Below are 13384 nucleotides of genomic sequence, written 5' to 3'. Positions count from 1 at the left end.
CCCACCCATGCTCCACCGGGCCCCCTCAGTCACCGCCGGTCACGGCCGGAAAGGAGCACACCATGTTCGGTCGGAGATCCCGCCTGCTCGGAATCGGCCTGGCGACGGCATTCGCCGCGCAACTGCTGGTCGCGGCGGCGCCGGGCGCACCACGGGACACCACGTGCGCGCTCAAGCCGAAGCCGGCGGGCAAGGTCCTCCAGGGCTACTGGGAGAACTGGGACGGCGCGGCCAACGGCGTACACCCGCCGTTCGGCTGGACCCCGATCACCGACTCCCGCATCCGCGAGCACGGCTACAACGTGCTCAACGCGGCCTTCCCCGTCATCCGCCCGGACGGCACGGTGCTGTGGGAGGACGGGATGGACGCCACCGTGAAGGTCGCGACGCCGGCCGAGATGTGCGAGGCGAAGGCGGCGGGCCAGACGATCCTGATGTCCATCGGCGGCGCGGCGGCCGGCATCGATCTCAGCTCCAGCACCGTCGCCGACCGGTTCGTGGAGACGGTGGTGCCGATCCTGAAGAAGTACAACTTCGACGGCATCGACATCGACATCGAGACCGGCCTCACCGGCAGCGGCAACATCAACACCCTGTCGGCCTCGCAGGCCAACCTCATCCGCATCATCGACGGCGTGCTCGCCAAGATGCCGCCCGGCTTCGGCCTGACGATGGCGCCGGAGACGGCCTACGTCACCGGCGGCAGCGTGACGTACGGCTCGATCTGGGGCGCGTACCTGCCCATCGTGAAGAAGTACGCGGACAACGGCCGCCTCTGGTGGCTCAATATGCAGTACTACAACGGGAGTATGTACGGCTGCTCCGGCGACGCGTACTCCGCGGGCACCGTCAAGGGCTTCACGGCGCAGACGGACTGCCTGAACAAGGGGCTGGTCATCCAGGGCACGACCATCAAGGTCCCCTACGACAAGCAGGTCCCCGGGCTGCCGGCGCAGCCGGGGGCGGGCGGCGGATACATGTCCCCCGGCCTGGTGGGCCAGGCGTGGAACACCTACCGCGGCGGCCTGAAAGGGCTGATGACCTGGTCGCTCAACTGGGACGGGTCGAAGGCGTGGTCGTTCGGCAACAACGTCAAGGCGCTGCAGGGACGCTGATCCGGTACGCGGGCGGAGCCGCGCACCCGGCCGGCTCCGCCCGCGTACCGGATCAGGCGTCGCCCTCCTGGGACGGGTGCAGGCCCAGCATCTCCAGGAGCATCTTCAGCTCGTCGGCGTCGCGGGCCTGGCCGGCCAGGGTCAGCCGGGCCTGGTGCCGTACGGCATTCGCCTCGTCGTCCTCGGTGGCGGCCGGGTCGGTCTGGTTCTCGGTGCGCTGGTCTTCCTTAATCATCACCGCCATTGTCCCATCTCCCGCAGGCGCGCCGGCGCCCCGGGGCCCGTCCCGGCCGGAACCGGGCGCGGAGCCGCCACCTGACCGGTCGTGCGGAACCCTCCGGGAGAATCCCTGAAGACGGTTTCAGAAATGCGGAACGACGCCGGCCGGCGGTTCCGGCCACCGGCTCCGCACCGTTTCCCGCCGGAAATTCCGAAGATGCTTTCAGATTCCGTGAAACCACCCGGAAGTTTTTGTCCCCGCCGCAGAATGCGTGCCACATTCCTTTCGGCGCCGCGTCGGCCGAGACTGCCGCGCCACTGTTCGGAAGAATTCGAGGAGGTGGTCGTTGTGCTCTACGGCGATCCTCCCAGTCGCGCTTGCCGCCGCTCCCGCTGACCGGACCCAGCGGTCCGCGGCCCTCCACATGTCAAACTTTTGCCGGTTTCCGTCCGGCGGCGCGATACACGCTGCCCGAATACGCCCCGTGTACGTCCTCCTTCTCTGCGGAGTCGTCGCGCTCTGCTATCTGGTGGCCCGCGTCGGTGCCACCGCCGACCGGCCTTGCCAGCCGGGGCATTCTCCGGCCGTCTCCACCGATCCGGCCCAGCTGCCGTATGACGCCGCGTTCCGTGCTGCGGATGTTCGCCGGGCTGGTGCCCGCGGTGCTCTTCACTTTCGTCTTCGGAACGTGGACCGCCCGTGGTCTTCGCCGTCTTCACCGCGCTGGTGTGGAACATGGCACTGGCCTTCTACCAGTCCCTGACCACCCAGCCCGCGGAGCTGGACGAGGCGGCCCGGCTGATGGGGCTCACCCGGTGGCAGCGGTTCTGGAAGCTGGACGTGCCCAGGCGATGCAGCGCCCGGGAAAGTCCACGCTGCTGCGCCATGTCGCCGGCCTGCCGGCGCCCTCCAGCGGCACCGTCCACTACCGCGGCCGCCGGTCGACGGCCCCAACCCCGGCGCCGCGATGCTGCTCCAGTGCGGCAGAACGTCGAACTCGGGCTCCAGGCCCGCGGCGTACGGGCTGCCGAGCGGCGCGAACGGGCCTGGCGCGCCATCGGCATGGCCGGCCTCGACGGCTTCGAGAGCGCCTACCCCAAGGAGCTGTCCGGCGGCATGCGACAGCGCGTGGGTTTCGCCCGCGCCCTGGTGCCCGGCACCGGCCCCGGCCGCATCAAGGCCGAGCTGCGCGTCGGTCTGCCGCAGCCCCGCGCCCGCCGCTTCACGGCCCTGGTCGAGGAGGCCTACGAGGCGCTGACCGGAACGGCCGAATGCCGTGTTTGTCCGGCCGCGTCGCCGGACACCCAGTGTCCGTACCCTCTCCCCACGATCTTCCAGGAGGCGTCCATGACAGCGCAGGTCGGCGACGAGCTGTGGGACGAGTTCCACAAGGCCGTCAACATGACCTCACGCGAGCTGCGGGAGTGGCTGAGCGTCGAGGCCGCGGGCGAGGACAGCGAAGAGGTCCCCGACCGAGCCGGGCGGCCCGTCGGGCGGCACGTCCTGGAGATCCTGGGCAAACGCCGCACCGACCTCACCGAGAGCGACGCGGAGGTCATGCGGCGCGTCGTCGAGATCGTCCGGAACCAGCGGGCGGACGCGGGCGACCCGAAGGCCGGGGGCGGGGACTGGCGCCACGGCCTGATGGACATCGGGCACGACCCGCTGAAGCCGGCATGACCACACGGCCGCACCGCGGTGCGGCCGGCCGGCTCATCTGCGCAGGGCGCGCGTACGCAGCGCCAGCAGGGCCCCGAAGCGGAACCCGGGGTCCGCGAGCCGGCCCTCGAAGAGCGCGTCCAGCTGCCGCAGGCGTTTGCGGGCCGTCTGCGGATGGATGCCCAGCGCCCGCGCCACCTCGGGGGCGGTGCGGCCCCACGACATGAGGAGCGCTTCGAGCGTCTCCGCCAGCCGCGCCGCCCGGCCCGCGGGCAGGCCGTCGAGCGCGCCGAGCACATGGTCCCCCAGCAGGCGTCCGATGTGCGCGCCGCCGAGCAGGTGGACGTCGGCCAGCCGGTCGCCGACGACCAGGAGGCCGTCGTCCGGCGCGCCCGTGTCCCGGTGGTGGTTGAGCGCCAGGCGGGCGCACACCAGGGACAGCCAGGCGTCGTGCGGCACGACGGCCGGTCCCAGCGCGGCGGTCCGGCCGCGTACCGCCGCGCGCACGTCTTCGGTCCCGGCCGGCCCGCCGCCGTCCGGTTCCGGTAGCACCACCACGAGGTCCGCGCCGCGCGGCAGCGTCAGGACGTCCCGGCCCTGCCCCGGCAGAGCGAACCGGCCGCCGGCGGCTTGGCGTACGACGAGGCAGGCGACCTTGGCGGGCAGCGGCCAGCGGGCCCGCGCCGCGAGGGTGTCCAGCGGCTCCCCGGGCGTGCCGCGCGGCCGTTCCAGCAGGGCCTGCGCGAGCGCCCGCCGGTTGCGCTGCGTCTCGCCCTCGGCCCGGGCCTGGGCGGCGACGAAGCCCTTGACCGACTCGTTGGCCAGGGCGTTGATGTGCGTCAGTACCGCCTCGTGCAGCGGCAGGACGATCTCGGTGGGCAGCGAAGCCGTACGGGCGACCTCCGCGTAGCGGCGGCTGCCCACCCGCGCGCCGACCCGGAAGGCGGCCTGGATTCCGTCGGTGGTGCGCCCGTTGAGGAACTCCACGCGCCCCAGGTGCCGGAAGTGGCTCACGTGATGGTCCTGTGAGCTCTCCGGTGCCTCCGTGAGCTCCGCGAACTGGCGCATCGCGCGGCACACCGAGTCGATGAGGTCCCGGCCCATGGCGGAGTCGAGCGGGCTCCGGTAGGCGGGCACCTCCTGGCGGATGGCCTCGACCATGTCGGCGGCGATGGCGTCGATCCGGGTGCGTATCAACGCACCGAGCGCCGCGGGCAGTTCATGCCACGGACCGCGCGCGAACGTGTCACCCGGTGGATTCTGCATCGCGTGACTCCTCCGCACCGTGGGCAACGGGACACACGTGTGTCCCCGGGCCGGGAATCGTGCCCCCTCGCAGCCCCGCGGGTCCAGCCTCGTGCACTCGCCTCGGGCGCCCACCCCGGTGAGCGGCCCGTATCCGCACCGTCCGCCGGGACTGCGCCGGCTGACCCAGCGGTCCCTCCAAGTGTCACGCGCGTGACACATTTCCCTGGCATTCGCCCCCTCCCCCTGGTGCGCAGCGGCCGCACCGGGCGAGCGTTGGTCCCGACGTTACGCGTCGGTAGCATCCCGGACCCGGCCCGGCAACACGCCTGTCCGGGCCCGGTCCGGCGCGCTGACGTCCGCCCTTCTTGTGTCCGTACCGGAACAACGGCAAGAGGAGAACGATTCATGCGCAGCAACGGGACCATGCGCGGAAGACGCCGGCGACGGCCGGCCGCCTTACTCACCGGACTCGCGGTGGCGGCCTGCCTCGGCCTGGCCGGAGCGACCGCGACACCGGCGGCGGCACGCCCGGCGGCCCAGACGCCGGCCGCCTCCACCACCACCGCCGACCCCGTCGGCCCTCCGCAGACCAACTTCCTGTCCGCCTTCCTCTACTCCGCCACCAGGCCGTCCGTCGTCCCCACCGGCGCGAACGACTGGTCGTGCAAACCGAACCGCGCGCACCCCCGCCCGGTCGTCCTCGTCCACGGCACCGCCGAGAACCGGTACGCCAACTGGGCCGCCCTCTCCCCCAAGCTCAAGGACGCCGGCTACTGCGTCTTCGCCCTCGACTACGGGGGCACCCAGGGCCCGGTGCTGGGCACCGGTGACATCGCCAAGTCGGCGGCGCAGCTCGGCGCGTTCGTCGACCGGGTGCAGGCGGCGACCGGAGCGGCCAAGGTGGACGTGGTCGGCCACTCGCAGGGCGGCATGCTGCCGCGCTACTACATCAAGAACCTCGGCGGTGCGGCGAAGGTCGACAAGCTGGTCGCCCTCGTCCCGTCCAACCACGGCACCACGCTGATCGGCATCGGCCTGCTGGCCCGGCTGATCCCCGGCGCGGACGTCGTCGTCGGCGCCGGCTGTCCCGCCTGCGAGCAGCAGGTCGTCGGCTCGCGCTTCCTGAGGGACCTCAACGCGGGCGCCGAGACGCACCCGGACGTCACCTACACGGTGATCTCCACCTGGTACGACGAGGTCGTGACCCCGTACACCTCGGCCTTCCTGGCCCCGGCCCGCAACGTCACCAACGAGACCCTCCAGGGCCACTGCCTGCTCAACACCACCGCCCACATCAACATCACCTACGACAGGACCGCCACCGGGCTCGTCATGAACGCGCTCGACCCGGCGCACGCCCAGCGTCCGCCCTGCTGAGGCGGCACGGCCTCCCGGGCGCGCGGTCACCGGCCGCGCGCCCTCGGTCGATTTATCGCTCCGAGCGGTGGTGATGGCAGTATCGGGGGATGGCAGAACAGATCACAGCCGCGTGCGACGGGGCGTCGAAAGGAAATCCCGGGCCCGCGGCCTGGGCATGGGTCATCGGGGACGCCGAGGGCGCGGTGGAGCGCTGGGAGGCCGGTCCGCTGGGGACCGCCACCAACAACGTCGCGGAACTGACGGCGCTGCAAGAGCTGTTGGCGGCCACCGACCCCGCCGCGCCGCTCCAGGTGCGGATGGACTCCCAGTACGCGATGAAGGCGGTCACCACCTGGCTGCCCGGCTGGCGGAAGAAGGGCTGGAAGACCGCGGCGGGCAAGCCGGTGGCCAACCGTGACCTGATCGTCCGGATCGACGAGTTGCTGGCGGGACGGGCGGTGGAGTTCGTCTACGTCCCGGCGCACCAGGTGGACGGCGACCCGCTGAACGCGGCGGCGGACGGGGCGGCCAGCGCCACCGCCCGCACCCAGCAGGCCGCCGGCAGCTCGCTGGGCTCCGCCCTCCCGGCGCCGGAGCCCGCCGGCGCGGTGGCCGGCGGGCGGACGCGGCAGCCGGGCGGCGCCCGGGTCCCGGCGGCGCGGGCGGGCAAGAGCACGCGTCCGCGCGGCTCGGTCAAGGCGCGGTTCCCCGGCCAGTGCCGCTGCGGGCAGCCGTACGGAAAGGGCGAGACGATCGCGAAGAACCCGGACGGGTGGGGACACCCTTCGTGCGCCGCGGACGCCCAGCCGGCCGGATGAGCAGTCCCGTACGCGTCGCCCCGCGGAACACCCGCGGGGCGACGCCTTTTCCGCATTCCCCCCGTACGCCAAGTACATAAAATGCTCGGCAGACTTGACGGGCGAGAACGTGGCAGCACCGGCGTGAACACCGCTCCGGATCCCTCAACCGAGTGAAGTACCAGCCTGTTGACGCTGATGTACTCCTATATGGCCGCCGGGCAGTGCCATTCTCCATTCCTGTGAATCAGGGAGCTGCCAATCGGGGAGCCCCGTGACTCTGCGCCTCCCGCACCCCGCCACGCGCCGGCGCGCCGCCGTGCGCGGCCATTCCGGGTACGGAGGTGCCGAAAGAGTGGCTGGTAGAATTGAAGTTTTCTCGGTGTACGGCATTTGTGGCCGCCGTGGGTTCCCTGGCGGCCGCCCTCACGGTCGGCGCCCCGGCGGCAACGTCACAGGAGCCGCCGTCGGCCGCCGCCGCGGACTCGCTCCGCTACTCCCACGAGGGTGAGCAGCGCGCCTTCCGCCACGAGCAGCGCCCGCAGAGCGCGATGCCGGGCGGCAGGTCCAGGGGGATCATCACACCCATCGGCCACCAGGGCTTCCGGCTCCGTTACGACGGTTCGGACCGCGGGCGGGTGCTCGCCAACGAGCGGCGCCACCCGGCGCTGCGTCCCGTCGGCCTGACGTCCTGGCTGGGCAACGGGCCGCGGCACGCCGTCCGGCTGTCGCACTGCCCGACCAGGGTGCCGCTCAGCGGCGCCGACGGCTTCTGCTGGCAGCGCAGGTCGGCGGACGACCTCGGGTGGGATTACGTCCCGCAGGGGCTGACGGGTTCGGGCGAGGCCGAGCCGCGTTCGGGCCGCTGGCAGGGGCGGCGCATCGTCGCGGCGAGCTGGGCGTCCAGCTACAGCCACCCGAGCGCGCCGCGCAACCGCAACAACCGCCCCTGGCGCGGCGCCAAGCAGATCGACCAGTTCATGAAGGTGTCCTTCACGGACGTCACCGACAGCGGGCGCCCGCGCTACCGCAGCGCCCTGCTCGTCATTCCGCGGAGCAACGGCGGTGGTTTCACCGCCCTGAAGGGACACGGCGACACGCTGTCCTGGTACGGCCCCTACCTGTTCCTCTACAGCAGCGAGCGCCTGCGCGTCTTCGACGTGCGGCACCTGTGGGCCACGAACAGGTCCACCGGGCACGTGGGGGTGCGCCGCGGCGCGGTGAGCGCCAACTGGCAGGAGGCCGCGCTGCCGCAGGTCGCCAAGTACACCTTCGTCGGCCGCAACGGGTGCGGTAGCAGTCCGAGCGAGACGCCGTGCTTCAGCGGCGCGTCCATCGACCACGGCTCGTCGCACGCGCCGTCCCTGGTGACCGTCGAGACCAGCTCGCCCAGTTCCCGGGTCGTGCGGTGGCCGCTCAACCCGTCGACCTCGCTGCTGAACAGCGACCGCAACGGCCTGGTGCGCGCCCGCGCCGGCTACCGCGTGCCGCTGGCCGGCCCGCAGGGCGTGGTCCAGCTGGAGGAACGGTTCTACTTCACCGCGATGTGCCCGGACGCCCGCCGGCGGTTCGGCGAGCCGTACTGCCTGTACCGCGGTGACTCCGGCGGCCCCGTCAGCGTGTGGAGCCGCACGCCGGCGGCCGCCGAGAACCTCTCCTACTGGCCCTCCACCGACCAGCTCTGGGTCGCGAACGAATCCCCGTACCGCAACTACGTCCGCCCCCACCCCGAGCTGAACGGACGCGTCGTCTACAACGTGCCGCTCGACGACTGACGCGCCGGGGGGGTACCGAGAACGGTGGAAGGCTCCGACCGAGGATTGGTATGGCATGAGCGAATACGAACGTTCCCGCACGATGCCCGCGCTTCCTGAGCATGTGTTCGACCAGGCGGGCAACGTCGGCCAGCTCGACACCTGGCTGCCGCGCGACCTGCACGTCCAGGCGCAGGAGCTGCCGGCCGTGACCGTGCACGAGGACCGTACGGGCGAGGACGCCGCCGCCCTGTTCCGCGCCCAGCGGGAGCAGATGCGGCTGGAGTGGGGCACCAGGGACAGCGGCAGCTACGCCGGCTGGCTCCAGGTCTCCGGTATCGGCAGCGGCGCCAGCGAGGTGACGGTGCACCTGTCCTTCTTCGACGAGGAGCACGACCCCGGCAAGGACTCGGTGGAAGCCGAGCTGGACCGCAGTCTGGAGCGTCTGGACGAGCTGGTACGGCTGCGCATCGACGACGGGGCCGCCGGCTGACACACGTACGCGTATGGGCACCGTGTCCACAGCCGGACACGGTGCCCTTGCGCGGCGCCGGTCAGCGCTTCAGCTGGAAGGTCTCGCCCTTGTGCGCGCCGGCGGAGCACGACGCCTTCTCCGAGGCCGTCATCTTCCTGGCCTTGACGACGACCGCGCGTCGATGATGCCCGCGAGCTTCCCGCCCGCGGTGACCGAGACGCCGGCCGAGTCGGTCGAGCCCACCGTGTCCGACCAGCCCATCGACTGGGTGGCCGGAGAAGTGGTGCAGTTGTAGAGCGAGTTGGACGCCTACCGGAAGTCACCCAGGTACGCCTTGCCGAGGACCGGTTCGTTGAAGCTGCACTTGCCTTCGCCGGAGGCGCAGTCGGCTATGAGCTGCTTGCGGTCCGGGCCGTCGGCGGCCGCCGCGAGCACCAGCGTGCGCCCTCTGTGCCGCACGGCGCGGTTCTTCGCCATATCGCTGTGTCCTGCCTCTGGCCTTGCCTTGTGGACGCGGCCGAGCCGTTGGCCTGCCAACCGGCCTTGGAGTGGCGCCTGTTGTCTGAGAGGCTGGTGTAAAGCACTGGTTCAATGGTCCGGCATCGTCCGGCACGGACCGCTGTCAGCAACCCGCCGTACGCACCAGGAGAAAGACAGAACCCATGCGTGTCATCGCCTTCGACCACCTGGTCCTCACCGTCGCGGACGCCGAGCGTGCCCTCGCCTTCTACTGCGGCCGGCTCGGCCTCGAACCGGTGCGCGCCGAGGAGTGGCGGGCGGGCAAGGTCCCGTTCCCCTCCGTCCGCGTGAGCCCGGAGACGATCATCGACCTCCTCGAAGGAGAGCGCGGCGAGTCCAACGTCGACCACATCTGCCTGGTCGTCGAACCGCTGGACTGGCAGCAGGTCGTCGACTCCGGCGTCTTCACGGTCACCGACGGCCCCGGCCCGCGCTACGGCGCCCGCGGCGACGGACAGTCCCTCTACGTACTGGACCCGGACGGCAACACGGTCGAACTGCGCTGGTACCCGCAGGACGCCGACGCCTAAAGCAGACGCCCAGAGCAATGGCCCGGCGGAAAAACCGCCGGGCCATTGCCCGGAACCCCGGAGTGCGCACTTCGCCTACGCCGGAGACGACGCCGCGGACATTGCCGGATTACGTCCGGGACGTCACCGCTTGAAAGCGTCCTTGGCCTTCTGGCCCGCCTCGCGCATATCGCCCTTGGCGCGTTCCGCGCGGCCTTCTGCCGTCATCTGTTCATTGCCGACCGCGCGGCCCACGGTTTCCTTCACCGCGCCCTTGGCGCGGTCGATCTTCGTGGAAGGCTTCTTATCGGCAGTCATGGTCGCGCTCCTTTGCTGTTCGAGCCGTTTCCTTGACAGTCGGTCGCGTGCCCGTGCACCCGGACCTTAAACCGGTGCACGGCATTCGCCGCGCGATTCGGGGCCCGTACCGCAGGGCACCCGCTATTCGCCGGCCCATCGCCCGCTCGCGGGGCGCGCCAGTGGTCGGAGTAATGAATCCGGACCGGCACGGAACAGGGGTGTACTCGGACGATGAACTGGTACCCGATGCGGTTGACCACCCCGGTCAAGCAGCATGTGTTCGGCGGCCGGGACATTACCGAGCGGCTCGGCCGGACCGCGCTGCCCGGCGGTCCGGTGGCGGAGACGTGGGAAGTCAGTGACGTCGAGGGCGAGGCCGCCCACGTGATGAACGGCTCCCTGGCCGGCCACACGCTGCGGCAGCTGGCTCTGGACCACCCCGACGAGCTGGTCGGCCGCGGCTGGCGCGGCCCCCGGTTCCCGCTGCTGACCAAGTTCATCGACGCCCGCCGGCCCCTCCCGGTCCATCTGCACCCCGACGACAGGGCCGCCCGCGACGAGGAGGGCGAGCCGAACGGCAAGACCGAGGCCTGGCACATCCTGCACGCCCCGCCGGGCACCACCGCCCTGGCCGGCGTACGGCCAGGCGTGGACCGCGACCGGCTGCGGCAGGCGCTGCTCGACCAGGACTTCGACGCCGTGCTGCGGCGGCTGCCCGTACGCCCCGGCCAGACCCTGTACGTGCCGGGAGGTACGCCGCACTCCTTCGGTCCCGGCACTCTCGTGTACGAGATCGAGCAGACCTCCGACCTCCAGCACCACGCGATGCGCCACCGCATGGAGGACGGTGCCCCGATCGACGACGCCGAGTGGCACGCCAACGTCGAGGCGCTGCTGCGCCAGTGGCGGCCCGAACACCGCCCGGACTTCCATTCCGGTCTGCGGATGCCGCCGGAGAACGGCGCGGAGCGGCGGATGCTGTGTGCCGGGCCGTACTTCGCGCTGGAGAACTGGCGGGTGCGGGCGCCGGGGTCGGCCGTACCCGCGTTCGACACCTGCGTGGTGCTCAGCAACATCGGCGCCGGCACGGACGTGACCTGCGGGGCGGTGCGGGAGACCCTGGGCCCGGCCGAGACCCTCCTGCTGCCGGCCGCCGCCCTCGGCGGCATCCGCGTCCACGGGCCCGCCGACGTGCTCCTCGGCTACCTGCCGGACCTGGAGCGCGACGTCCGCGCCCCGCTGCTCGCCGCGGGCCACGACGCCGCCGCGATCGCCGCCCTCGGGGAAGGGCTGGAATAGCGGCCGGGCGCTCCAGGGTCCCGGACCGAGCTGACACGGCCGATGGTTTCCGGTGAAGCGGTCGGCTGAAGCGGTCCCGGGCTCGGGCCGGCCCCGGCGTCCCGTACGCGGGGAGCGCCGCGCGGGATGTGATGGTGCCCTCACCGTTTCCGGTGGCAGTGGCCTGCGGTTCGTCTTCGGGGATGGGTTAGGTTCACTCTGCGGGACGTCGAGAGGAAAGCATGCACGAACCAGCGGACTCGCCGCCGGCAGGGCGGAACGAGCAGCAGGCCACCGGGTCGGACCGAGGCGGCGCGCGGGACGCCCGGGAGGAGGAACTCGACCGGCTCCGCCGGGAGGTGCGGGACCTGCGGGGCAAGCTGCTGGCGCACCCGCTGATCTCCCAGGCGCAGGGCATCCTCCAGGAGCGCTATCTGCTGCCGGACGCGCAGACGGCGTTCGAGCTGATGAAGCGCAGTTCGCAACGGCACAACCTGAAGCTGCGGGTCCTGGCGTCCGGTGTGGTGTCCGTCCCCCGGCCCGACGACGAGCGGGGGCCGTGGTTCCCGTCCCGTAAGGGCCGCACGGCTCCCGCGCTGCGGTTCCTGCCCGGTCACCGGCCGGACAAGGTCAACCGCAGTACGGTGCTGAAGCGGGTGCTGCACCAGGCGTTGGCGTGCGCCGACGCGGAGATGGGCGACCTCCAGTCGGCCGAGCCGTCGGCGGGGCTGCGGATGGAGCACCACTACGGGCTCAGCCAGGAGTTCCGGGACTTCTTCGCCCTGGTCGACGCGGACAACACCGCCTGCTCCAAGGCCGCCCGGCACCGGGAGCGCGTCATGGCCGACATCGCCACCGATCCGGTGTTCACCGAACCGGCCCGGGAGATGATCCTCTCCGTCGGCAGCCGCACCGCGCACAGCATGCCGATGGTCGCCGCGTCGGGCCGTACCGTCGGTGTCTTCTCCCTCCATCTGCCGCGCCGCAAGCAGCCCTTGACGCGCGCGCAGGCAACGGCCCTGGACGGGATGGCCGCGCAGGCGGGCCGGTGGCTCGAATGGCATGAGCGCACGATCCTGCTGGACGCCTTGGAAGACCTCCACCGCGCGGGCTCGGCCCTGCGCGCCGGCCGGGCCCGGCGGCTGCCGGATTAGGCCCCGTCGTCACCAGCGCACGAAGCTCACCACGAGCACGGCCAGGGACAGCAGCAGCATGCCGAGGCAGTTGATCCAGAACGTGGAGTTCAGGGCTTTGGCGCGGAGGTGGGCCGCGGTGGCCGCGAGGAAGTAGACGACGATCGCCGCGGTGGTCGTCATGGCGACGCCGGGCACCCAAAGCCCGACGGCGAGCCCCGCGACGGAGGCCGCCTTGACGGTGGTCAGCACCCACCACCAGTCGCGCGGGAACCGTACGCCTTCCAGGCAGTCGACTATGAACTTCGGCGGGCGGGTCGTCATCAAGGCGTCGCCGGCCTGGATCGCGAGCAGGACCAGGATAGGCCAGACCGGGGACGGGAGTTCGGAGAGAGTCATCGGTCATGACCTTTCTTGCGCGGTGACGAATTCGGCGGTCTGCCGGATCCTGGTCGCGGCCTGACGGAAGTCGGTGGTTCCCGCGGCGAGCAGCATCAGTTCCCCCAGGTAGCCGGCGAACATCACCTGCGCGCCGAGCCTGGCGCGGTCGTCCGGCATCCCGGCGTTGACCATCGCGGCGGTGAGGTAGCTCTCGGTCAGCGTGCGCAGCCCGCCGAGGGCCGCGTTCTCGGGGCGGCCCCGGGACAGGGCGCGGAAGTACGCGCGCGCCAGTTCCTCGTTGTCGGCGAACAGGTCGAGGAACGGGGCGAAGTACCGGGACAGGTAGCCGACCGCGGACGTCGTGGACCCCGCCGCGGGCGGCGCGGGGATGCGGGCGGCGATGGCCTCGTCGTAGACCAGGCTCAGCAGGGACTCCTTGTCCCCCACCGCCATGACCGCGCCCACGGAGACGCCTGCCTCCGCGGCGATCTGCCGCACGGTCGTGCCGGAGAAGCCGTGCTCCCGGAAGAGCCGTGCGGCGGCCTCGGTGACGCGGGCGGTGGTGCGTCGTTTCTGTTCAGCGCGAGTTGACTGAACACGTTCAGCGAACATGTTCAGACTATAGGGCGTGCAGCCG

At 71.7% G+C, this 13384-nt stretch carries 15 protein-coding genes; 9 read left to right on the top strand and 6 right to left on the bottom strand.

The genetic code is table 11. The features are described 5' to 3' along the window. Positions 1–62: 62 nt before the first annotated feature. A complete protein-coding gene (locus ACH4K4_RS24505; protein ID WP_398170070.1) occupies positions 63–1115 on the top strand; it encodes a chitinase in 1053 nt (350 codons plus the stop codon). A gap of 52 nt (positions 1116–1167) precedes the next feature. Here the strand turns inward: ACH4K4_RS24505 and ACH4K4_RS24500 are convergent, their stop codons facing one another. Then, positions 1168–1350, bottom strand: coding sequence for a hypothetical protein (locus ACH4K4_RS24500; protein WP_398170068.1), 183 nt, complete (start codon positions 1348–1350; stop codon positions 1168–1170). 684 nt (positions 1351–2034) lie between these two features. On the opposite strand from ACH4K4_RS24500, the gene ACH4K4_RS24495 reads away from it, so the two are divergent. Further along, positions 2035–3015 carry a DUF3140 domain-containing protein gene (locus ACH4K4_RS24495; RefSeq protein WP_398170066.1) on the top strand — a complete coding sequence of 327 codons (981 nt, stop codon included), beginning with the start codon at positions 2035–2037 and terminating at the stop codon, positions 3013–3015. Positions 3016–3048: 33 nt separating this feature from the next. Here ACH4K4_RS24495 and ACH4K4_RS24490 read toward each other — a convergent pair whose 3' ends face one another. Further along, the gene (locus ACH4K4_RS24490) at positions 3049–4260 is read right to left on the bottom strand and encodes a helix-turn-helix domain-containing protein (RefSeq protein WP_398170064.1); all 1212 of its coding nucleotides are present in this window, start codon (positions 4258–4260) and stop codon (positions 3049–3051) included. Between the two features lie 387 nt (positions 4261–4647). On the opposite strand from ACH4K4_RS24490, the gene ACH4K4_RS24485 reads away from it, so the two are divergent. The 4 genes from ACH4K4_RS24485 to ACH4K4_RS24470 all read left to right on the top strand — a co-directional run bounded on the left by ACH4K4_RS24485 (position 4648) and on the right by ACH4K4_RS24470 (position 8645). Continuing rightward, on the top strand, positions 4648–5619 hold the full coding sequence (locus ACH4K4_RS24485; protein ID WP_398170062.1) for an esterase/lipase family protein: 972 nt from the start codon (positions 4648–4650) through the stop codon (positions 5617–5619). 89 nt (positions 5620–5708) lie between these two features. Further along, positions 5709–6419 carry a ribonuclease H gene (locus ACH4K4_RS24480; RefSeq protein WP_398170060.1) on the top strand — a complete coding sequence of 237 codons (711 nt, stop codon included), beginning with the start codon at positions 5709–5711 and terminating at the stop codon, positions 6417–6419. A gap of 383 nt (positions 6420–6802) precedes the next feature. Beyond that, the gene (locus ACH4K4_RS24475; RefSeq protein ID WP_398170058.1) at positions 6803–8173 is read left to right on the top strand and encodes a hypothetical protein; all 1371 of its coding nucleotides are present in this window, start codon (positions 6803–6805) and stop codon (positions 8171–8173) included. Between the two features lie 55 nt (positions 8174–8228). Then, positions 8229–8645, top strand: a complete 417-nt coding sequence (locus ACH4K4_RS24470; RefSeq protein WP_398170057.1) for an SRPBCC family protein — start codon at positions 8229–8231, stop codon at positions 8643–8645. Between the two features lie 291 nt (positions 8646–8936). Here ACH4K4_RS24470 and ACH4K4_RS24465 read toward each other — a convergent pair whose 3' ends face one another. Then, positions 8937–9104, bottom strand: a complete 168-nt coding sequence (locus ACH4K4_RS24465; protein ID WP_398170055.1) for a hypothetical protein — start codon at positions 9102–9104, stop codon at positions 8937–8939. Between the two features lie 185 nt (positions 9105–9289). Between ACH4K4_RS24465 and ACH4K4_RS24460 the strand changes: the two genes are divergently transcribed. Then, complete coding sequence (locus ACH4K4_RS24460) at positions 9290–9676, top strand: VOC family protein (RefSeq protein WP_398170053.1); 387 nt, start codon at positions 9290–9292, stop codon at positions 9674–9676. Between the two features lie 123 nt (positions 9677–9799). On the opposite strand, the gene ACH4K4_RS24455 is transcribed toward ACH4K4_RS24460, so the two are convergent. Further along, a complete protein-coding gene (locus tag ACH4K4_RS24455) occupies positions 9800–9973 on the bottom strand; it encodes a CsbD family protein (RefSeq protein ID WP_398170052.1) in 174 nt (57 codons plus the stop codon). Positions 9974–10186: 213 nt separating this feature from the next. Here ACH4K4_RS24455 and ACH4K4_RS24450 point away from each other — a divergent pair, with 213 nt between their 5' ends. Together ACH4K4_RS24450 and ACH4K4_RS24445 are read left to right on the top strand one after the other, a co-directional pair. Then, positions 10187–11254: a type I phosphomannose isomerase catalytic subunit gene (locus tag ACH4K4_RS24450; protein ID WP_398170051.1), complete on the top strand. Its 1068-nt coding sequence runs from the start codon at positions 10187–10189 to the stop codon at positions 11252–11254. Between the two features lie 221 nt (positions 11255–11475). Then, entirely contained in the window at positions 11476–12387 is a 912-nt protein-coding gene (locus ACH4K4_RS24445; protein ID WP_398170049.1) for an ANTAR domain-containing protein, read from the top strand. Between the two features lie 9 nt (positions 12388–12396). Here ACH4K4_RS24445 and ACH4K4_RS24440 read toward each other — a convergent pair whose 3' ends face one another. Continuing rightward, positions 12397–12765, bottom strand: a complete 369-nt coding sequence (locus tag ACH4K4_RS24440; protein WP_398170047.1) for a DoxX family protein — start codon at positions 12763–12765, stop codon at positions 12397–12399. Between the two features lie 3 nt (positions 12766–12768). Then, on the bottom strand, positions 12769–13359 hold the full coding sequence (locus ACH4K4_RS24435) for a TetR/AcrR family transcriptional regulator (protein WP_398170046.1): 591 nt from the start codon (positions 13357–13359) through the stop codon (positions 12769–12771). Between the last annotated feature and the right edge of the window lie 25 nt (positions 13360–13384).

The sequence above is a fragment of the Streptomyces sp. NPDC017529 genome, assembly GCF_044329785.1.
Lineage (GTDB): Bacteria > Actinomycetota > Actinomycetes > Streptomycetales > Streptomycetaceae > Streptomyces.
This window is presented reverse-complemented; position numbering and strand designations above follow the sequence as displayed.

Bases quoted from the DNA above. Each gene is read 5' to 3' on its own strand.
- ACH4K4_RS24505 (WP_398170070.1), top strand. From the start codon at position 63: ATGTTCGGTCGGAGATCCCGCCTGCTCGGAATCGGCCTGGCGACGGCA.
- ACH4K4_RS24500 (WP_398170068.1), bottom strand. From the start codon at position 1,350: ATGATTAAGGAAGACCAGCGCACCGAGAACCAGACCGACCCGGCCGCC.
- ACH4K4_RS24490 (WP_398170064.1), bottom strand. From the start codon at position 4,260: ATGCAGAATCCACCGGGTGACACGTTCGCGCGCGGTCCGTGGCATGAA.
- ACH4K4_RS24485 (WP_398170062.1), top strand. From the start codon at position 4,648: ATGCGCAGCAACGGGACCATGCGCGGAAGACGCCGGCGACGGCCGGCC.
- ACH4K4_RS24480 (WP_398170060.1), top strand. From the start codon at position 5,709: ATGGCAGAACAGATCACAGCCGCGTGCGACGGGGCGTCGAAAGGAAAT.
- ACH4K4_RS24470 (WP_398170057.1), top strand. From the start codon at position 8,229: ATGAGCGAATACGAACGTTCCCGCACGATGCCCGCGCTTCCTGAGCAT.
- ACH4K4_RS24465 (WP_398170055.1), bottom strand. From the start codon at position 9,104: ATGGCGAAGAACCGCGCCGTGCGGCACAGAGGGCGCACGCTGGTGCTC.
- ACH4K4_RS24460 (WP_398170053.1), top strand. From the start codon at position 9,290: ATGCGTGTCATCGCCTTCGACCACCTGGTCCTCACCGTCGCGGACGCC.
- ACH4K4_RS24455 (WP_398170052.1), bottom strand. From the start codon at position 9,973: ATGACTGCCGATAAGAAGCCTTCCACGAAGATCGACCGCGCCAAGGGC.
- ACH4K4_RS24450 (WP_398170051.1), top strand. From the start codon at position 10,187: ATGAACTGGTACCCGATGCGGTTGACCACCCCGGTCAAGCAGCATGTG.
- ACH4K4_RS24445 (WP_398170049.1), top strand. From the start codon at position 11,476: ATGCACGAACCAGCGGACTCGCCGCCGGCAGGGCGGAACGAGCAGCAG.
- ACH4K4_RS24440 (WP_398170047.1), bottom strand. From the start codon at position 12,765: ATGACTCTCTCCGAACTCCCGTCCCCGGTCTGGCCTATCCTGGTCCTG.
- ACH4K4_RS24435 (WP_398170046.1), bottom strand. From the start codon at position 13,359: ATGTTCGCTGAACGTGTTCAGTCAACTCGCGCTGAACAGAAACGACGC.